We start from the raw sequence: 19,625 nt of genomic DNA on the forward strand, positions 1-19,625 counted from the left end.
GGCATTAGTTTTTATTATTTAAGCATTTCATATAATCCGTTTTTGCTTTTTCAAATTCAGGAATAAATCTCTGTTTGAAGCTAACTTTCGGATATCTTTTATCTACTTTAATTGGAAAATCATCAAATTCAGTTATATCGAATTCATAGTATAACTTTCCATTAAACTTTGGTATTTTAGTTAGAAATAAATCTGCACGAAAACAGTTGTCAGGAAAATTTGTTGATGAATATCCAGACATTTGATTTCCTAGGTGTCTCATTGCACATAAAAACAATATTGAACTCTCTTGATTGTTCAAACCTAATGTTTCAAAGTCAATATTCTTTTCGTAAGATTCTATATTTCTTTGATTATTTAAAACACTTGCAAAAATCGTTTTGTAATAAAAAGCAAGCATTTCATTCTTTTCGGGATTTTCCTCTAGCGTTTTTGATATTACTTGTTCAATAGAAAGTTTATCAGTTCCGCGATTGAAAGAATTCCATTTGAGTTTTATGTCAAGATAATGAGCAAACAAAAAGTCTGAACTCGGAACTTTAAGAAATTTATCAGATAGTATTTCCTCATTCCGTTTTCCCAATTGTGTATAAAATTCATTTATTCCATTGAATTTTGGCAATTCCACTTTTTCAAATAGCTGCCCGTTCCATTTAGCTTTTATATAGTCTATAAAATCAGAGTCGATTTTTGATTCCGATTGTTTGGGTGTTTCCGTTTTTTTCAATTCCATACTAAACCCTTTTTTGAAAGCTCGTTTTTCTGGTTTAGTTAGTTTTCTTTGTTTTATTTCTTCCCATAATTTTATGGATTCTTTTATTGAAAACTTTTCAGTTTGTTTAATAGCTTGAGCCCAAAGTAAAATTCCAAAATCCTTTCTGTTATATAAAATATTTCCAACACGATAGAATGGTGCTTCATCGTCTTTCATTTTTAACTCAAAGTCAAGTTTTCCGTTTATCGTTTCTGTCCGAAAATATTCGAGAACAGTTTCCTTGTCTTGATTAAATATACTCTGTTCGGCTTGTCCAAAAGACAAACAGGATATGGTAAGGAAGAATATTGTTAGGAATTTGTTCATTTTCTCAAATTAATGCCAACAATTGTATATGATCATTGATCATATTTCTTTTATATGCCGAACTAAGATACCAAAACCCTAAAACCTTTTGTCAAAAACAACCCCTTACCAGAATTCCAGCAAGGGGTTTTTAATTAAAAATTAGCGTGATGTAGCGGTATTCTTAGATAAGAACCTCTAAGAACAATTATTTTTTAAGGGCATCGCGAATTTCCATAAGCAATTCTTCTTGGGTCGGGCCTTTTGGCTCTTCTGGAGCGGGCTCCTCTTTTTTCTTCATTTTATTCACCCCTTTGACCACCAAGAACATGACAAAGGCCACAATAATGAAATCAATGACGTTCGTTAAAAATGTACCGTACTCTAAAAAGACTTCCCCTACTGTTTCCCCTGCATCGTTCAATGTGCCATCTTTTAGTTTCATACGTAAATCTTTAAAGTCAGAATCAAAAATTAATCCGATCAAGGGAGAAACGATCCCTCCCGTGAATGAGGTCACTACCTCTTTAAAAGCAGCACCCATAACGAAACCTACGGCAATATCCACGAGGTTTCCTTTCATTGCAAATTCCTTAAATTCCTTAAGCATTGTGTTTATAGTTTAAGTGGTTAATATAGTTCACAAGGTACAAAAAAACTAAATGAAATGTTAAGGCCTTGCTACGGGTAATTCAAACCACCACCCTTTTAACCCGCTCTGATATAGCGGTTAATAGTTCATACGAGATGGTTGCGCTCGAATTTGCAAAAGACTCTGCCGATAGTTCCCTTCCGAAAACAATGACCTCATCACCTTCTTTGCAATCAATGCCCGTTACGTCGATCATGATCATATCCATACATACATTTCCGATGATGGGGGCTTTTTTTCCTTGGACCAAAACCGCTGCCTTTTGATTGCCATATTGCCGGCCGATTCCGTCGGCATGCCCTATGGGCAAGGTCGCTGTGATGCGATAGCCGTCAGATTTGTATTCCCTATTGTAACCCACGGTTTCACCCGGTTCGATTTTGTGCAGTTGTGAAATAAGGGTCTTTAAACAGGCAACCGGTTTTAACTGGGTATCCGTTTTGGCATCATTTCCGTAACCATATAATCCGATACCACTACGAACCATGTCAAATTGTGCTTCTGGGTAATTTAAAATACCGGAAGTATTTAGTATATGCCTTAGAAAAGGGGTGCCTGATTTTTCATTTAATTCATTTGCTATCCTGTTAAAGGAATTGATCTGCGCAATGCTAAATTCACGTTCACTTTCATCTTCTGACGCAGCCAAGTGTGAAAAAATAGTCTTAATATGCAGTTCGTCCCTACCGGTCAAAACTTGTAATATATAATCGACATCAGTCTCCCAAAACCCCAATCGGTTCAACCCGGTATTAAACTTCAAATGTACCGGATAGTCTTTTTGTGCCTTGTCTTTGGCGACTTCTAAAAAAAGCCGCAGAATTCTGGGGGAATATAAACTAGGTTCAAGACAGCGATCTATGAGTTCTGTAAAATTAACGGGCTGGGGATGTAATACTAAAATAGGTGCTGTGATACCTGCATCACGCAACAGCACCCCTTCTTTTACATAGGCAACCGCAAAATAATCGGTGCCGAGGGCCTCAAGTTTTTTCGCTACCATGACCATATCACTGCCGTAGGCAAAGGCTTTGACGACTGCTAAAAACTTGGTCTTTGGTTTTAATCTTGATTTTAGATAATTGAAATTGTGTTCTAGTGCAGAAAGGTCAACTTCAAGGGTGGTCTCGCCGATGTTACTCATTTGCCGCCTTTTTATTCGCTTTTATTTCTTCGGCATCAACATTCATATCCCTCACTTTTTCTTTTAACATGGCTTTGTAGAAAGCCGCCCTGCTGAGTGGCTCGTAATCTTCCGTTTCGCCCAATAATACCAGCTTATTGTTGTTGGATTTTCGAAAACTATAGTTGGCCAGATTACCGGTTCTGGTGCAAACGGCATGTACCTTGGTGACATATTCCGCGGTGGCCATTAGGGCCGGCATCGGTCCGAAGGGATTTCCCTTAAAATCCATATCGAGCCCCGCAACGACGACGCGAACGCCGCGATTGGCCAGATCATTGCATACCGTTACGATCTCATCATCAAAAAATTGGGCCTCATCGATGCCTACGACTTGACAATCATCGGCCAACAATCGAATGTTGGCTGCGGCCGGTACGGGGGTAGAACGTATTTCATTGGCATCATGTGACACCACCATTTCTTCATTATAGCGCACATCGACCTGTGGTTTGAAAATCTCTACTTTTTGTTTGGCGAATTGGGCGCGTTTGAGCCTTCTAATAAGCTCTTCCGTCTTACCTGAAAACATAGAACCGCAGATGACCTCAATCCATCCGAACTGTTCTTTGTGGTTTACCGTGTTTTCAAGAAACATATCGTATTTTTAAACGAAATTAAGGGGTTTGTGCGTTTTAATTGATACGAGGATAAAAGTAATTAAAATAAATACCTTTTTAGGGCAACAAAAATTTAACCTTTTGTTCTCAAATACGAAGAAGAATAGGCAGTACATTTATAATTAAAGTGTTAGAAACATGAAAAGAAAGTTAAGGGAAGAATTGGTCAAACTTTCTACTGATATCATCACTTCCCGTGAAGATAAAGAGCTCACCGAATTGTATGATATGGCTAAGGAATTGTATGAAAAACTGGCCGTTTTAAAGTTTATAGATGAAAAATTGAACGATGTTGAGGTAGATGTATCGAAAAACGTGCTTGCGACCCGTTTCGAGAAGTTGGCCGGGGCGGTAATGAGTGAGAATAGAACGGTGCCTGAGAACAATCCGCATGAAGAGGATATCATCACCCCCGGAATGGATACCATCAAGGGCATGGTTTCAGAAATGCCCAGCGAGGCCATTGAATATATTTTTGGCGATTTTATGGCAAAGCCAGAGCCGATGAAGAATGATAAGGATGTCATCTCCCCCGTTGCTACAAAAGAGAACACGGTATCGAAGCACCAATCGTTGAACGACAGGCCAACGAAGGACCTTAAAATCGGATTGAACGATAAACTGGCGTTCGTCAAACATCTGTTCAACAATAATATGGAAGATTATACAAGGGTTCTTTCCCAACTTGCCACCATTGATACGGCCGAGCGTTCGCTGGCCTTTGTCAATAATATGGTAAAACCGGAATACGATGACTGGCAGGGTAAAGAGGAGTATGCCGAACGTTTTGTGGCCTTGATCGAACGTAGGTTCTCATAATCGCTACTTTTTGGTTACATTTAGTTCACTCAACAAAATGTCTCTATGGTAACCAAGGTTTTTTATTGGGTGTCAACCGCACTTTTGACGCTCATCATGCTGTTTTCAGTTTATAATTATTTTTTTAACCATGAAGCCATAGCTGGCTTTTATGAAAGTATGGGATACCCAACCTATCTCATTTATCCGTTGGCAATTGCGAAAATCTCAGGATTGGTAGCCGTTTGGGGCAACTTTTCAAAATCGCTTAAAGAATGGGCCTATGCCGGATTCTTCTATAATGCCGTATTGGCCTTCTTTGCGCACTATATGGTAAATGATGGGCAACACATGGGTGCGGTCATTGCATTCTTTGCAGTGTTGGGCTCTTATTTTTTAGGAAAAAAGGTTAGACCGTAACATAGCCAATGGGAAAGTTATTTTTGGTGCCAACACCAATTGGTAATCTACAAGATATTACGTTTAGGGCAATTGCCGTTCTAAAAGAAGTCGATTTGATTTTGGCAGAGGATACACGTACCAGTGGTAAGCTCTTACAACATTATGAAATCACAACGCAGATGCAGAGTCATCATATGCACAATGAACATCGCACCATAGAAAACCTCATTACCAAGTTAAAAGCAGGGGCGACCTTGGCGCTGATTTCTGATGCTGGAACACCCGCCATTTCAGACCCAGGCTTTTTATTGACCCGTGCCTGTGTCGAAAATAATATTGAAGTGGAATGTTTGCCCGGGGCAACAGCCTTTGTACCCGCTTTGGTCAATAGCGGCTTGCCCAACGACCGTTTTGTTTTTGAAGGATTTCTTCCGGTAAAAAAGGGAAGACAGACCCGGTTGGAGCTTTTAGCCCAAGAAACACGAACTATGGTTTTCTATGAATCTCCCCATAAATTAGTAAAGACCTTGAACCAGTTTTCGCAGTATTTCGGAGCCGATAGGGGCATTTCCGTGTCTCGGGAGCTGACCAAAATGTATGAGGAAACCATTCGGGGCACCGTGAGTGAAATCATTGCGCATTTTGCCCAAAAGCCCCCAAAAGGGGAATTCGTTATCGTGGTGGAAGGTAAAAAATGAGGCAATTACTTAAAGAAATACGTGCCTGCGAGGTCTGTAAAGCACATCTTCCCTTAGGCCCTAGGCCTATTGTTTCCTTTTCAGGAAAATCAAAAATCGTGTTATTGAGCCAAGCCCCGGGAAGGTTGGCGCACTTACATAACAAACCTTGGGATGATCCTAGCGGCAAGACCCTTAGGAAATGGCTGGGGGTCAACGAAGACCAATTTTACGATACCGATAATTTTGCGATCCTACCCATGGGTTTTTGTTATCCTGGGAAAGGTAAAACGGGTGACTTGCCCCCAAGAAAAGAATGTGCTCCCCTTTGGCATGATCAAGTTTGGAAAACATTACAAGGGGTACAGTTGACACTTCTTATTGGTAAGTATGCCCAAGACTGTTATTTGAAAAAACGTTCAGAACGGAACCTCACCGAGAATGTGGCCCATTATAAAAAGTTCTTGCCCACCTATTTTCCGCTACCACATCCATCACCGGTGAACCGGTTTTGGCGTGTCAAAAACCCATGGTTTGAAAAAGAAGTCCAGCCGATTTTGAAACAAAAGATCTCAAAGATCTTAGGGCGGGATGGCAACCCTTAGCCAATTGAATATTTTTTGGGTTTCAGTTTTTAATAGGAAATCAAATATTTTTGAAGCCCATCTTTTTTGGTGGATAAATGACTTTCCACATTTACCGAAATTGGCCTTCGTGAAGCCAAGTTGAGTGCTTTGTATTTTTAAAAGTTGAATGCTAGAATATTGCAATGCCCTGTCCTGATTAGAATAACCAAAGATTTTGATGTATTATGATGTGAAGGCATCAATACTAGTTGATACGCTTTGGTGGTGTAAACAAATCATAAAATCACATACCTGGCTTTTTAATACATTTAGACAAATATGGAAAAATTACTTTCTGATATTAGAGCTTGTAAAGTCTGTTCGGCATCCCTGCCTTTAGGGCCAAGACCTATAGTTACCGCCCATTACGATGTGAAAATCATCATTATTGGTCAAGCACCAGGTACCAAAGTCCATGAAACGGGAGTTCCTTGGGATGACCCAAGTGGAAAGCAATTACGAAAATGGTTAGGGGTTTCCAATACGGTCTTTTATGATGAAACAAAAATAGCCTTAGTACCCATGGGTTTTTGTTATCCGGGCAAAGGAAAGGGAGGCGACTTACCGCCAAGACCGGAGTGTGCCCCACTTTGGCATCAAAAACTTTGGGATGGTATGCCGAATTTGAAGTTGATCATCTTAATCGGAACTTACGCTCAAAAGTATTATCTAAAAGAAGCAATGGAAAAGAACCTGACCGAAACGGTGAAGGCGTATGAAAAGTATTTGCCCATTTATTTTCCATTGCCACACCCATCACCCAGAAATCGGTTTTGGTTAACGAAGAACCCCTGGTTTGAGCAAGAAGTACAGCCCCAGTTAAAAGAGCGAATAACCCAAGTCTTACTGACCGATAGAGGCTCTTAATCTACTGAATGTTTCAGGCTTCAATCCATTTTTTTCTTTTGCCTAACACCTAACACCTAACACCTAACACCTAACACCCAACACCCAACACCCAACACCCAACACCCAACACCTAACACCTAATATCTCGAACCATCATGCTTCCCCTTTTCCCAGCCATGTTTTCCTAGATATTGGTTGGCACTTTCGACGGCCCCTTCCTCAATATCGGTACCCTGGCTATCATTCCAACGGTTTAGGTATCCAAAAAGGGAAATTACCCCCAACATTTCTACGATTTCACCTTCATTCCAATATTGATATAAACGTGTTTTGATTTCTGCATCAACGGCATTGGGCACTTGTGATGCCTGTAAGGAAAAATCCAAGGCAGCACGTTCCGCTTCAGAAAATGCGGGGTGGGTTCGATACTCCCAAATATTATCCAATTGTTCTTGTGCTGCCCCATAACGCTCCGCTGCTCGTATCGCATGCGCTTGGCAATAGCGACAACCTGTAGCATTACTACTTACCCAGGCAATCATTCTTTTTAGTGCTGAGGTAACGCGACCTTCATTGGCCATCACCGCTTTGTTCAGGTTGATGAAGGCTTTTGAAATTGCCGGTCTGTGCTGCATGGTCAACACGGAATTTGGGCAGAAACCCAAGGTTTCATTAAAGAATTCAGCCAATTTTCTGGTGTCGGGATCGTGGTTTGGATCAAGGGGTTGTACTAAAGCCATTTGGTTTCTTTTATCGTATTTTTATTCCCTACAAGAAACAAAAATTTATGGGAACAACGAATCATATCAGTACGAAATGGAAAGGCGGAATGGCCTTTGAAAGTAATAATCCTTCAGGACTTGATTTGACCATTGATGCGGCGCCCGAAGATGGTGGCGAGGGGAAAGGCCTGCGACCAAAGGCCTTAATGCTTTCTGGCTTGGCAGGTTGTTCAGGATTGGACGTAGCATCGCTTATAAAAAAAATGAAACTTGAGGTCGATGATTTTAGTATCGAGACAATTGCAAATTTAACCGATGAGCATCCGAAATACTATGACCATGTGGTCATTGAATATCATTTTTACGGGCCGAACCTAAATGAAGAAAAACTGCAACGCGCGATAGATTTATCGGTTGAAAAGTATTGTGGTGTTATGGAAATGTTCAGAAGATTTGCCGAATTGGAGATTAAAACGATTTTTCATAAAGCTTAAAAAGTTCAAGCTCAAGTGTCAAATGCAAGTTCAAGCAAAGTAAAGTTGAAAAAAAAGTTTGATTTAGAAGATAGACTAGTTGAATTTGCAGCAAAAGTTGCCCTGTTCAGTAGGGATTTACCATCTGACATGACGGGACAGTATTATGGAAATCAATTGTTACGTTCTGGAGGCAGTTCAACATTGAACTTTGGTGAAGCACAAGGCACGAATTCGAATAGGGATTATGTAAATAAAGCCTCTATTTCCCTCAAAGAGCTAAAGGAATCAAGAGTAAATCTAAAAGTGCTTAATAAGATTCACTATGGGGATACTAAGAGTAGTGCTGAACTTTTGGATGAAGTAGAGCAATTAATCAAAATTATTGCAACAATAATCAAGAATAAAAAATAACAAAAAACATCGTCTTTGAACTTGAGTTTGATTCTTGAGTTTGAACTTCAAAACCATGCGTTGGACCATTAAGCCTATTCCAGAATCTAAAGAAATTGAAAGACTTTCAAAGGAGCTCAAGGTAGATGATCTCGTTGCCCAATTACTATTACAAAGAGGGGTTTCGACCTATGATGAGGCCAAAAAATTCTTTCGCCCTGAGTTAAGTGACCTTCATGATCCTTTTTTGATGAAAGATATGGACGTTGCTGTTGCGCGAATTGAAAAGGCAATTGAGGCGAATGAGAATATTCTGGTCTATGGCGATTATGATGTTGACGGTACCACCGCGGTTGCCTTACTTTCATCCTACTTGTTAGAAGAACATCCCAATGTAGCTACCTACATACCCGATAGGTATGGCGAGGGTTATGGGGTTTCATTACAAGGCATCGATTTTGCCGACGACAATGGTTTTTCGTTGATTATCGCCTTGGATTGTGGGGTCAAGGCAATTCATCAGGTTGCTTATGCCAAAGAAAAGGGTATTGATTTTATTATTTGCGACCACCACCGTCCGGGAGAAAAATTACCCGACGCAATCGCAATTCTTGACCCGAAGCGAGATGATTGCCAGTACCCCTATGATGAATTGTGCGGTTGTGGAGTGGGCTTTAAACTAATTCAGGCCTTAGCCACTCAAAAAGGGGAATCAATAACCGATTTGATACCGTATTTAGATTTAGTGGCCACGGCAATTGGCGCAGACATAGTGCCTATCACAGGCGAGAATCGCGTTTTGGCATATCATGGAATGCAGGTCATCAACTCCAACCCTAGAGTTGGTTTTCAGGCCATTATCAATCAGGTCAAAAAAAAGGAACTTACCATTACCGATGTGGTTTTTATCATTGCGCCACGCATTAATGCCGCTGGCAGAATGGAACATGGGCAACATGCTGTCAATCTGCTCACCGAAACAGATTTAAAACAGGCGGAAAAATTTGCAGCGGCAATAGAGCAATACAATTTTGATAGAAGGTCTTTAGACCAAGAAATCACCAAAGAAGCACTCACACAAATTCAGGAAAACAAAGAAGAAGAACGCTTTACCTCGGTGGTCTATAATGAAAATTGGCATAAAGGAGTGATAGGAATAGTTGCTTCAAGGTTGACAGAAACCTACTACCGTCCGACATTGGTTTTTACCAAAAGCGGCGATAAATTGGCAGCATCAGCTCGTTCGGTAAAGGGTTTTGATGTTTACAATGCCTTGGAAGGTTGTGCTGATTGCATCGAACAATTCGGGGGTCATAAGTATGCTGCGGGGCTTACACTTTTAGAGGAAGACTATGAAAATTTCAAGGCAAAATTTGAAAAAGTGGTAGCAGAAAGCATTGCCCCAGAATTTTTGGTTCGGGAACAACATATTGATGCCCAAATGGAATTAAGCGAAATTACACCGAAACTAATGCGTATTATAAAACAATTTGCTCCCTTCGGACCGGGTAACATGACCCCGGTTTTTATGGCACAAAATGTTCAGGATACTGGTTATGGTAAAGGAGTGGGTGAAGATGCAAAGCATTTAAAATTAACCGTTACGCAAAAAGGTTCAAACCCTATCGCAGCGATTGGGTTCAATCTTGGTGATAAACTAAGTCAGGTTAAAAAAACGAATCATTTCGATATTGCATTTACTTTAGACGAAAATGAATGGCAGGGTGCTAAAAATCTTCAATTGAAATTGAAAGACCTGAGATAAATCCATGAAAAGAGCACATATCGCAATATGGGTAACTGATTTAGAAGTAATGAAGCACTTTTATGAGACTTATTTTGAGGCAAAGGCAGGGGAAATTTACCATAATCCCACAAAAAAGTTCACCTCATATTTTTTGGGTTTTACAACCGGTAGTCATTTAGAGCTAATGCACCGCCCTGACATTAAAGATTTTAGAAAAGGTGCTCAAGAATTTATGGGGCTGACCCATTTTGCCATTTCCGTAGGTACCAAAACAAAAGTGGATTTACTGACCGAACGCCTTCGTAAAGATAGGTATACCATTGTTGGTGAACCCAGAACAACAGGTGATGGTTATTACGAAAGTGTGGTACTTGACCCAGAACAAAACCGAATAGAAATTACGGTCTGATATGAAAAACAAGATAGACCCCTACGCAGCGTTACGTTTCAAAGAGTTCAATATCTTTTTAGGGGTGCGTTTTGCTATGGTATTTGCATGGTCTATGCAGTTCATTGTCATTGAATGGCAAGTGTATTCCCTGACCAAAGATCCGCTATCATTGGGTATTATAGGTTTGATGGAAATTATTCCCGCAGTCAGTATTGCCTTATTTGCGGGCCATATTGTAGATCAAAGTGAGAAACGAAATCTTTTAGTGAAATGTATCTTAGGTTTTTCAGTGGTGGGTTTGGGGCTGTTTCTGATCACCCATCCTTACGTAGAAACAAATTATGCTTCTAAGACGATATTGTATGCAATTTATATCCTGGTTTTTTTGGGTGGATTGGTTCGTGCCTTTATAGGCCCGACCATATTTTCATTAATCGCATTGTTGGTACCAAAAAAGATATACCCGAATGCAGCCACCTGGAGCAGTTCAACATGGCAAATGGCAGCTGTACTCGGACCTGCCTTTGCGGGCTTCGCTATTAGCTGGATTGGGGTGCACTGGTCAATGTGCATTATTTTCGGATGTTCTATATTGGCCTTACTATTCCTATTTCAAATTTCGAGGAAACCTATTTTGAATCCGAAACTAGGGGAACCAGTTTTTCAAAGCCTAAAAGATGGTTTGAAGTTCGTTTTCAGTAGTAAAGCCATTTTTGGGGCATTGACCTTAGATATGGTTGCGGTACTTTTTGGTGGGGCCGTAGCATTGCTCCCCATTTATGCCCAAGATATTTTGCATGTAGGCTCAGAGGGTTTTGGTATTTTAAGGGCTGCACCTGCAGTAGGTGCTTCGATTACGATGCTGGGCTCGACCCGTTTTCCGCTTCATAAAAATGCGGGCCGTAAATTATTGTGGGCAATTTTTGCCTTTGGTATCTGTATCATTGTATTCGGCATTTCGAAACTCTTCTGGCTTTCAGTGATCACACTCTTTTTAAGTGGTGCCGTAGATGGGGTAAGTATGATCATTCGTCAAACGATTCTGCAGTTGAAGACTCCCGACAATATGCGAGGCCGAGTGGCCTCAGTGAACTCCATTTTTGTGGGATCTTCAAATGAGTTAGGTGCTTTTGAAAGTGGTTTGGCGGCCAAAGTATTGGGTACCGTTACCGCAGTAGTTTTTGGAGGTTGTATGACTTTATTGACCGTAGGCACAACGGCATTGGTTTCGCCTACTTTTCGGCGATTGGATTTGTCAAAAGATGTTGAAGCCCACGAAAAAGACCTATCACTTTAAAAAGGCATTTTTTTGAATGCTTTAATTTCTTGTATCACTTTATCGAATAAACCGACTTATACTTTGTTATCACTTTTGATAAGTGTAGTTTAGAAATACAGTCCCCCAATCGTAACCAGAAAGGCGAATTCATTTATCTGGGTCAGCTGTCGAGAGGAGGGCTGTTTTTTTATAAAACGAATAGCTTACCCTTTTGATTGCACTAATGATAGTTTTTCCCCATCAAAAACGGCATACGTGAAATAATTGATCCAATCCCCTAGATTGATATAGGTAGATTGGTCATTTAACTTGATTTCTAGAGGAAGATGCCGATGCCCGAATATAAAATAATCATAATGCCGGTTTTCCAGTTTTCGTTTGGCATATTGTACCAACCATTCTTTATCCTCACCTAAAAATTTGGCATCTTCATCACCGGATATCATTTTGTTGCTGACTGACATGTACTGCCCCAATCGTACCCCCAGATCAGGATGCAACCAACGGAACAACCATTTACAAAAAGGGTTTGTGAACACCTTTTTCATTCGTTTGAAACCTTTATCTCCAGGGCCCAGGCCATCTCCATGTCCTATGAAAAAAGAAGTATCATTGATGGAAATTTGTTGCGGTTTATGAAAAACGGGAATATTCAGCTCTTCTTCAAAATAACCGTCCATCCAAAGGTCATGGTTACCCACAAAATAGGTGATGGCAATGCCTGAATCAGAAAGCTCGGCGAGCTTGCCTAAGGTTCGCGTAAATCCCTTTGGGACCACTTTTTTATACTCAAACCAAAAATCAAAAAGGTCGCCCATCAAATAAATTGCAACAGCGTCTTCTTTGATGCTATCCAACCAAGCGACAAATTTTTTCTCCCTAGGGAGACTTTCTTTATGGGTAGGCGCCCCCAAATGGTTATCACTTGCGAAGTATACTTTTTTACCTTTTGGAATATTGAAGCTATGCAATTGTATTATGGAAATAATTTATAAATATCGTTGCGTTTAACAATTCTTGCAATTTTGACAACATCATTTTCGTAATAAAATCCTAGTCTATAATTACCTATTTTTATGCGATAGGCACTAGGGTGACCCGACATTTTTTTTAGGTTGCCCAGCTCTTTTAAAGATTCAACTTCTTTTATCTGAAGGAAAATCCTTTTGATGTTATCTTTGGTCTTTTTATCCTTAATTTTCTTAATGTCTTTTAGTGCTGACGATAAATAGTGAATCTTCATTCATCAAGTGCCTTAAAAATTGTCTCTTCAGAGACGAAATCTTCTTTGTCCACTTGTTGCATTAAAAGAAGAAGACCTAGGTCTTCTTTCTCTTCATCTGAAAGATTTTCTACTCTTTCGATTTCTTTTTTCGCCACAAATTCTCGAATGGCCTTTTCCATAAGAGCCTTCACGCTTAAGTCTTCAAAAGCAGATAACACCTTCAGTTTTGTAACAAGAGACTTATCTATTTCAATAAGTTTCTTTATAGTACCCATAGATTTTTCCATTAATCCTCTGTAAATATATAAAATATATATTATATATAAATTTAATTGAAGAATTTATCCCAAGCCATAGTTTTTTCGGTACGCGCAGCTTCTTTGGCTATTTCAAGTATTTGCATGACGATAAGGTTATTCTCTAAAGAAGAAACACTGAATTTATCAAGAGTGTGATGGTGTTTTACTACGTTGTTCAAAAATGCAAACGGGTCGTGAATGCCCATTTCGAGATCATCAGCTTTAAAGTTCCCTGGACCGTTTTCTTCATTTAGCAAGACTTCCATATCCGTTCCAGTTTTACAGATGACATACCCTGTCTTACCATAGACCTCCATATCTTTTCGATTATGCGACCAGTTCCATGAAGCTTGAATAATGACTTGTGTGCTTTCATAGTTCAGAATGATGGTGGCATCGTCTTCTACATCAGGATATTTTTCCGGCTTGTAATTTCTGGTAATAGCAGCCACTGACTTTGGTTTTTCGCCCTTTAAGAACCAAGTGGCTAAATTGGCACCATAGCACCCAAAATCGGTAAGTGCCCCACCACCATTTAGTTTGGGGTCGGTCAACCATTCTAAAAATTCTTCGTTACAACCGATTTCTATCGGGCCGGGGTGACCATGATGGAATACCATACGTTGCAAAGGGCCAATTTCGTTTTTTTGGGTTACCCGATCGTACGCATCGTAATTGGAACCGTACCAAGAGGTTTCATAATTGGTCAACAAATGAACATTGTTTTCTTTTGCAAGGCTTGCCATTTTTTGGGCATCTTCCCAACTGACGGCCAAAGGCTTTTCAACCATGATATGGATTCCCTTTGGGGCGAAGAACTCCACGACTTCTAGGTGTCCGTAAATGGTATTGAAAGCGGTGACGGCTTCAGGTTGTATAGTTGCATAGAGTTCTTCCATGGTATCAAAAACGATATCCATTGAATAACCGTGCTGCGTACTGTACGCCTGGGCGAGCTTGCGATTGGGTTCAACAATACCAACAATCTCAATATCGCCCCACTTTTCTCGACCCAAAATCCAATGCACATGGGTATGCACCAGACCGATTACAGCAACTTTCAGAGGTTCGCCTTGATAGTAGTTTTGTTCTTTGTTGGATTTTATTTCCAATTTGGGCACCGGCTTTATTTGGTCTTTACAACCCCAGAAAAAGAGTAGACCAATGGTCGTTATGAAAAGTAGGATATATGTCTTCATCTTGCTCCATTTAACGGGTAAGATAAGAAAAAGCAATTATCGAGAACAGCTGGGATATCTAAGCTAATGGAACGGAAACCTTATCGTTTGAATCTTCTATTATTTCGAATTCGTGTAAAAATATAGATGCCAATGACAAGCAAGGCCAATGTTGGCAGTACCAAATCACTATTTAAAATCGAAAGAATGTCCATTGTTTAGCTATTAAAACGGTATTATTAAATACTAAGACGTTACAAAGGCGATAGCATAACAACGAATATTCAAGAATTTTATTTTTTTCTTACAAATAAGGCTACAATAGCCGAAGTGACGATGCCCATACCTAAAGCGCCGAAGGCTGCTTGAATTACGTAACTTTTAAAATTGAAAAATGTTTCCGCATTTTCTTGGGTCATTCCTGCATTTTCAACTGCGTTGGTAATGGCATTTTGAAAATAATCGGGAGTGATGAACTCGTGGGTAATGTATTGTGAAAGGGGAGCTAAAATTGCCACAACGACACTGATAATAATACCCGAGACAAAACCTTGTACCCAGGTCATTTTACCCCCCAAATCTTTGTTACGTTTTTCTATCAAGGCAAAAACAAATAGGGCAACGGCGATGACCGCAAAAAGATTGGTGTAAATGGCATGTTTGTCAATATGGGCATCATGCCAACCTAGGGTTTTTTCAACCACCATCCATAACAAGGCGGAAACCGTAAAAATAACACCCCATTTGACTTCGGTTGCGTACTTTTTCATAATCTTAATTTATTGGTTGTTAGAGGGTAAGATAGGTAATTTTATTTTTTGAACTTGGCTAAAGCCTCTTTTGTCGCTTTAGATAGGGCCAATCTACCAGATTGTTCTGCGCGTTCCAATAAGAGTTCAGACCAATGTGCCGTACCTTCCCAAAGTGCTTTTTTCATAACGGACAATGCTTCTATATTATAGGAAGCCAATTTTAAGGTGTGATGATCTAATGCTTTATCCATTTCAACAATGGAATCATAGACCTTTGAATACAAGCCCTTCTCTTTGGCCCAATAGGCATTTTTCCATTCGGTGGGGTTTAAAGCCAATTCGGCAAGGCCATCTTTCCCGATTTTGTGTTCTACTACGGGTGCGATGACCAAGGGAGCAATACCAATGGAAATTTCAGAGAGTTTTATGGACGCCGATTCGGTAGCATACACATAATCACAGGCAGCAGCCAAACCTACACCGCCACCAACGGTTTTCCCTTGAACCCTACCAATGATAGGTTGTGTGCAGTTGCGCATCGCATTGATGACGTTGGCAAAACCGCTAAAGAAAGTCTTCCCTTCCCCTAAATCCGAAATCGCCACCAACTCGTCAAAAGAAGCCCCTGCACAAAAGGCGCGTTCCCCCTCAGATTTTAAGACAATTATGGAAACTTCAGGATGTGCCGATATTTTATCGATTTCAGTAGTGAGTCTTTTCAATAATTCTGAAGTAAAGGAGTTACTCGCAGGATGACCAAACTCGATGGTCGCAATGTTGTTTTCGATTTTGGTGTATAAACTTCCGTTGGGCCGGGTTGTTGACATACTTTGGTTAAAGGTTAAAGGTTAAAGGTTAAAGGTTAAAGGTTAATTTTGATTACTGATTACTGATTACTGATTACTGATTACTGATTACTGATTACTGATTACTATCTCTGACCCTTGAATTAGAACTACCCTAAATTACGTTTTTTGCAACAACGGTCTAAACTTCCTTCGAAACTTCCAGACCAAGGCACCCCCTCGAATGGCCATCCACACGATAAAGGCGATCCAAATGGCATAAAATCCCCATCCTAGATATTTGCCTAGATATAAAGATGGTAAAAACCCGAGAAACGTAGCCGATAGCAATACATTTCTTAAATATTTCATTTCGCCCAATCCTTTGAACAGGCCGTCAAAAACAAATGCCAAGGTATTCATGGGCAAGCTTAAAATGACGATATAGAAAATAGCGTAAAAGGTTTGCAGCACAACCGCTTCGTTAGAAAAAATACGTCCCAAAGGATAGTAGAAAACAAATCCTGCGAGCATCAAAATGATACTGACTACCATGCCATATAAGATGATTTTTTTTGCCAATAACCAGAGTCCATCATAATCTTTTTCCCCTAAGAGCTTGCCGCCCATACTGTTACCTGCTGCACCGTAACCGTCAATGAAAAAAGCGGAAAACAGCCATAAGTTGATGGCTATGGTATGCGCCCCGATAAAACGGTTGCCTAAGGCAGTTGCCTCGCGAACGGCTATTATCAATGCGGTATTTAACGCTAAGGCCCGAACAAAAAGGTTAAGGCTCATGAATATCAATCGCTTCAACTCTTTATTGAAAGGAAAACGGAGTTTTAAACTGATATCGGTTTTGGCACGTAATAAAAAGAAGACTAATATAGCCATTACTGCTTGTGAAATGAGACTTGCCCAGGCAGCACCTTCTAAGTACATGGCCGGAATAACACCCTCAATTCCATATACCATGATAAAATCGAGAATAATGTTCAGAATAGCACCTATAATGGCTATAATCATAGGGTAATAGGTGTTTTGTAATCCCCTAAAAATACCGAAAACGGCAAAAGTGAACAAGGTCAATGGAAAACCCCAAACACGTATGCCATAATAGGAAATACAGTACTCCAAGATTTTTCCTGAGGCTTCAAAAAGTGTGAATATTTCCTCTATTATAAAAATGGTACTTACCAATATGACCAAACTTAGTACAATGTTCAAAAAGATGGCTTGGGCAGGTAGGTCATCGACTTCCTTGATTTTGCCGGCACCCAAATACTGTGAAATGATGGCCGATATGGCACTTCGGGTCTGCCCCAGTACCCATATCAACATCGATAGAAACGACCCGACGATACCGGCTGCCGCCAAAGATTCGAGGCCATCAACAGGGATGTTTCCAACAATAGCGGTATCGGTAATGGACAAGATAGGTTCGGCAATACCCGATATCGTTGCAGGTATGGCCAAACGATTGATATTTTTAAAAGTTACCGCTGTTTTAATGATCATGAGGCGCTAAAGTACAAGTTCATAGCAATGAAAAGGATGTTCACTTTGTTTGGGAAAGAAAATATCGCCTAATTTTTGATAGCCTCTGGTCTCATAAAAATGCTGATTGCGTTTGTTCTGAGAGAAAGTATCCAAACGAACGGAACAATACGCATTGGTTCTAGCATGGGTTTCAGCGAAATCCATAAGTTTTTGCGCATAGCCCTTGCCTTGATGGTCAGGGTGTACGCACAGGCGATGAACATAAATGTTATTACCATTTTCAGTCAACCATTGTATAGGTAAGTATTCATCGTCCATAAGTGTGGAAACCACAACAGCCCCGATTACGTTGCTGTCTTTTAACAAAACATACAACTCTTCACGGTTCAAGTCTTTCACAAAAGCCTCTTTTGTAGGATAATGCTCGTTCCATTGAAATATTCCTTGAGCTTGCATGTATGTAGCACAGGCCCTGGTAATGGTAAGAATATCACTTATTTCAGATAACTTTGCACGTCGTATCATGAATTGATTTCGATTAAATCGTAAATTTAGGGTATAATACTAATAACCAGACCATGAACAATATATTGGTTCCACTGGGCACATCGCCCAACTCGCATGAAACCTTGCAATATGCCGTAGACTTTGCCGCTGATTTTGGGGCTAAGGTATTTATTATGGATATTTATCAAGTTACCGCGAGCGCCGGAAGTTTAGGCAATGTAGAGCAGAAAATAGCTGCTACCAATCGCGAGAATATAAAGGCCTTGGTCTCTGAAATGGATACCAAGGGGGTGGATGTTAACATTGCTTCATATAACGGTGATATTATCGACGGACTCATAAAAATTACTAAAGAGCTCGATATTGATTTGATTCTTATTGCACCAAGAAGCAATGACATTAATGAAGAATTTTACCTGGGCTATACCTCGGGTAGAATTATAAAGCAAACCGACATACCAACATTAATTGTACCGAAGGGCACGAAATATCAGCCCATCAAGAATATTCTGGCCGCTTTCAAATCAGGTATTTTAAAAAGGAGTAAAGTATTGCACCCTCTTATTGAAATAATGAACAAGCATAGTGCAGACGTGAATTTATTGCTGGTAAAGACCCCTGGTTACACTGAGGATGATTTAAAGATCAATACGGCATTATTGGATGTTAGCCGCAACTTGACCATTTCAGAAAATGCCACTACCTATCATGGGGTATTGGAACATTTTCAAACCAAACAACCTGATTTACTCTGTGTATTTAGAAGAAAGCGGGGTTTCTTTAAGAAACTTTGGGAGAAAAGTACCATCTTAAAATCAGAGTTCTATGCCACGATACCCGTTTTGGTGTTGAGCGTAAAAAAAGACTAAGCTTTCGTTATTTTGAAATTGCATTAAAAAGTAGTTCCTTTGCCGAAGCCAAATGGGGGATTAGCTCAGCTGGCTAGAGCGCTTGCCTGGCAGGCAAGAGGCCACCGGTTCGAATCCGGTATTCTCCACTAATGTTTACAAGGGCTTCAAGAGTTTATGACTTTTGAAGCTTTTTTCATTTGCACGCAATTTGCACGCAATTTTGGTTTCAAATTAAACTTAGTTTTTTATGATATAAACTGGTCTGTTTTGATGTTTTTCACTCTTTGGAGTATATTTTTGAAAGAGTATCACATCATCTATTACATTCTTAACTTCTTCTTAGCTTTAAAAAGCTATGTCCCATAAAAGGTGAATTTACGAAACCATGAAAGAAACCACCATTGAGACTAACTCTGGGAAAGTAGTAATTATTGGAGAACCGTTCCTTAAATCGCCCGTTGTGAAAGACTGGAGTGAAAAACCAGCAGATTCCTTTAAATTCTTCGGACCAAGAAATCTTTTAAAAAACTTCAAAAAGAAGTTCAATTCTTAGGTGAGCACGAACGACTACAACACTGTGTAAGGTTTAAAAATATTTGAGTAAGGTTTCTAAGAAATATTCCTTTATAACCTATCCGAATCTGGCCAATATT

At 39.9% G+C, this 19,625-nt stretch carries 24 protein-coding genes and 1 tRNA gene; 12 read left to right on the forward strand and 13 right to left on the reverse strand.

Annotated features, from left to right (window positions below):
- Positions 1 to 4 precede the first annotated feature (4 nt).
- The 4 genes from AACM45_RS09890 to AACM45_RS09905 form a co-directional block, all read right to left on the reverse strand.
- Positions 5 to 1,081 (reverse strand): hypothetical protein, encoded by a 1,077-nt coding sequence (locus AACM45_RS09890; RefSeq protein WP_339142404.1) that lies wholly within the window; start codon positions 1,079 to 1,081, stop codon positions 5 to 7.
- Positions 1,082 to 1,268: 187 nt separating this feature from the next.
- Complete coding sequence (gene mscL, locus AACM45_RS09895; RefSeq protein WP_339142406.1) at positions 1,269 to 1,670, reverse strand: large-conductance mechanosensitive channel protein MscL; 402 nt, start codon at positions 1,668 to 1,670, stop codon at positions 1,269 to 1,271.
- Positions 1,671 to 1,752: 82 nt separating this feature from the next.
- Positions 1,753 to 2,856 carry an alanine racemase gene (alr, locus tag AACM45_RS09900; RefSeq protein ID WP_339142408.1) on the reverse strand — a complete coding sequence of 368 codons (1,104 nt, stop codon included), beginning with the start codon at positions 2,854 to 2,856 and terminating at the stop codon, positions 1,753 to 1,755.
- Positions 2,849 to 3,493: a thymidine kinase gene (locus tag AACM45_RS09905; protein WP_339142410.1), complete on the reverse strand. Its 645-nt coding sequence runs from the start codon at positions 3,491 to 3,493 to the stop codon at positions 2,849 to 2,851. The genes alr and AACM45_RS09905 overlap by 8 nt, the downstream gene beginning before the upstream one ends.
- Positions 3,494 to 3,653: 160 nt before the next feature.
- On the opposite strand from AACM45_RS09905, the gene AACM45_RS09910 reads away from it, so the two are divergent.
- From AACM45_RS09910 to AACM45_RS09930, 5 genes are all read left to right on the forward strand, one after another.
- Positions 3,654 to 4,334 (forward strand): hypothetical protein, encoded by a 681-nt coding sequence (locus tag AACM45_RS09910; RefSeq protein ID WP_339142411.1) that lies wholly within the window; start codon positions 3,654 to 3,656, stop codon positions 4,332 to 4,334.
- Positions 4,335 to 4,379: 45 nt separating this feature from the next.
- Entirely contained in the window at positions 4,380 to 4,733 is a 354-nt protein-coding gene (locus tag AACM45_RS09915) for a DoxX family protein (protein ID WP_339142412.1), read from the forward strand.
- Between the two features lie 8 nt (positions 4,734 to 4,741).
- The gene (gene rsmI / locus AACM45_RS09920; RefSeq protein WP_339142414.1) at positions 4,742 to 5,413 is read left to right on the forward strand and encodes a 16S rRNA (cytidine(1402)-2'-O)-methyltransferase; all 672 of its coding nucleotides are present in this window, start codon (positions 4,742 to 4,744) and stop codon (positions 5,411 to 5,413) included.
- Entirely contained in the window at positions 5,410 to 5,997 is a 588-nt protein-coding gene (locus AACM45_RS09925; RefSeq protein WP_339142415.1) for a uracil-DNA glycosylase family protein, read from the forward strand. The genes rsmI and AACM45_RS09925 overlap by 4 nt, the downstream gene beginning before the upstream one ends.
- Positions 5,998 to 6,297: 300 nt before the next feature.
- Positions 6,298 to 6,885 (forward strand): uracil-DNA glycosylase family protein, encoded by a 588-nt coding sequence (locus AACM45_RS09930; protein ID WP_339142416.1) that lies wholly within the window; start codon positions 6,298 to 6,300, stop codon positions 6,883 to 6,885.
- 119 nt (positions 6,886 to 7,004) lie between these two features.
- Here the strand turns inward: AACM45_RS09930 and AACM45_RS09935 are convergent, their stop codons facing one another.
- Positions 7,005 to 7,607 carry a carboxymuconolactone decarboxylase family protein gene (locus tag AACM45_RS09935; RefSeq protein ID WP_339142417.1) on the reverse strand — a complete coding sequence of 201 codons (603 nt, stop codon included), beginning with the start codon at positions 7,605 to 7,607 and terminating at the stop codon, positions 7,005 to 7,007.
- Positions 7,608 to 7,654: 47 nt separating this feature from the next.
- Between AACM45_RS09935 and AACM45_RS09940 the strand changes: the two genes are divergently transcribed.
- From AACM45_RS09940 to AACM45_RS09960, 5 genes are read left to right on the forward strand one after another with little or no spacing between them, the layout of a single operon-like run.
- Positions 7,655 to 8,083 (forward strand): OsmC family protein, encoded by a 429-nt coding sequence (locus tag AACM45_RS09940; protein WP_339142418.1) that lies wholly within the window; start codon positions 7,655 to 7,657, stop codon positions 8,081 to 8,083.
- A 15-nt stretch (positions 8,084 to 8,098) separates the two neighbouring features.
- Positions 8,099 to 8,476, forward strand: coding sequence for a four helix bundle protein (locus AACM45_RS09945; protein ID WP_339142419.1), 378 nt, complete (start codon positions 8,099 to 8,101; stop codon positions 8,474 to 8,476).
- Positions 8,477 to 8,531: 55 nt separating this feature from the next.
- Positions 8,532 to 10,220: a single-stranded-DNA-specific exonuclease RecJ gene (gene recJ / locus AACM45_RS09950; protein WP_339142420.1), complete on the forward strand. Its 1,689-nt coding sequence runs from the start codon at positions 8,532 to 8,534 to the stop codon at positions 10,218 to 10,220.
- Between the two features lie 4 nt (positions 10,221 to 10,224).
- The gene (locus AACM45_RS09955; RefSeq protein WP_339142421.1) at positions 10,225 to 10,611 is read left to right on the forward strand and encodes a VOC family protein; all 387 of its coding nucleotides are present in this window, start codon (positions 10,225 to 10,227) and stop codon (positions 10,609 to 10,611) included.
- Between the two features lies 1 nt (position 10,612).
- A complete protein-coding gene (locus AACM45_RS09960) occupies positions 10,613 to 11,890 on the forward strand; it encodes an MFS transporter (protein ID WP_339142422.1) in 1,278 nt (425 codons plus the stop codon).
- 185 nt (positions 11,891 to 12,075) lie between these two features.
- Here AACM45_RS09960 and AACM45_RS09965 read toward each other — a convergent pair whose 3' ends face one another.
- The 8 genes from AACM45_RS09965 to AACM45_RS10000 form a co-directional block, all read right to left on the reverse strand.
- Positions 12,076 to 12,843, reverse strand: coding sequence for a UDP-2,3-diacylglucosamine diphosphatase (locus AACM45_RS09965; protein WP_339142423.1), 768 nt, complete (start codon positions 12,841 to 12,843; stop codon positions 12,076 to 12,078).
- 5 nt (positions 12,844 to 12,848) lie between these two features.
- The gene (locus tag AACM45_RS09970; RefSeq protein ID WP_339142424.1) at positions 12,849 to 13,115 is read right to left on the reverse strand and encodes a type II toxin-antitoxin system RelE family toxin; all 267 of its coding nucleotides are present in this window, start codon (positions 13,113 to 13,115) and stop codon (positions 12,849 to 12,851) included.
- Positions 13,112 to 13,384: a hypothetical protein gene (locus AACM45_RS09975; protein ID WP_339142425.1), complete on the reverse strand. Its 273-nt coding sequence runs from the start codon at positions 13,382 to 13,384 to the stop codon at positions 13,112 to 13,114. The genes AACM45_RS09970 and AACM45_RS09975 overlap by 4 nt, the downstream gene beginning before the upstream one ends.
- Positions 13,385 to 13,425: 41 nt before the next feature.
- Positions 13,426 to 14,595, reverse strand: coding sequence for a Gfo/Idh/MocA family protein (locus tag AACM45_RS09980; RefSeq protein ID WP_339142426.1), 1,170 nt, complete (start codon positions 14,593 to 14,595; stop codon positions 13,426 to 13,428).
- A 272-nt stretch (positions 14,596 to 14,867) separates the two neighbouring features.
- Positions 14,868 to 15,344 (reverse strand): DUF4199 domain-containing protein, encoded by a 477-nt coding sequence (locus AACM45_RS09985; RefSeq protein WP_339142427.1) that lies wholly within the window; start codon positions 15,342 to 15,344, stop codon positions 14,868 to 14,870.
- A gap of 41 nt (positions 15,345 to 15,385) precedes the next feature.
- Positions 15,386 to 16,153, reverse strand: a complete 768-nt coding sequence (locus tag AACM45_RS09990) for an enoyl-CoA hydratase/isomerase family protein (protein WP_339142428.1) — start codon at positions 16,151 to 16,153, stop codon at positions 15,386 to 15,388.
- 138 nt (positions 16,154 to 16,291) lie between these two features.
- Positions 16,292 to 17,626, reverse strand: coding sequence for an MATE family efflux transporter (locus AACM45_RS09995; protein ID WP_339143116.1), 1,335 nt, complete (start codon positions 17,624 to 17,626; stop codon positions 16,292 to 16,294).
- A gap of 12 nt (positions 17,627 to 17,638) precedes the next feature.
- Positions 17,639 to 18,139 (reverse strand): GNAT family N-acetyltransferase, encoded by a 501-nt coding sequence (locus AACM45_RS10000; RefSeq protein ID WP_339142429.1) that lies wholly within the window; start codon positions 18,137 to 18,139, stop codon positions 17,639 to 17,641.
- 53 nt (positions 18,140 to 18,192) lie between these two features.
- Here AACM45_RS10000 and AACM45_RS10005 point away from each other — a divergent pair, with 53 nt between their 5' ends.
- The gene (locus AACM45_RS10005; RefSeq protein ID WP_339142430.1) at positions 18,193 to 18,990 is read left to right on the forward strand and encodes a universal stress protein; all 798 of its coding nucleotides are present in this window, start codon (positions 18,193 to 18,195) and stop codon (positions 18,988 to 18,990) included.
- A gap of 54 nt (positions 18,991 to 19,044) precedes the next feature.
- A tRNA-Ala gene (locus AACM45_RS10010) sits at positions 19,045 to 19,118 on the forward strand.
- Positions 19,119 to 19,625: the final 507 nt, after the last annotated feature.

This window comes from Croceitalea sp. MTPC5 (genome assembly GCF_036985505.1).
Taxonomy (GTDB): domain Bacteria; phylum Bacteroidota; class Bacteroidia; order Flavobacteriales; family Flavobacteriaceae; genus Croceitalea.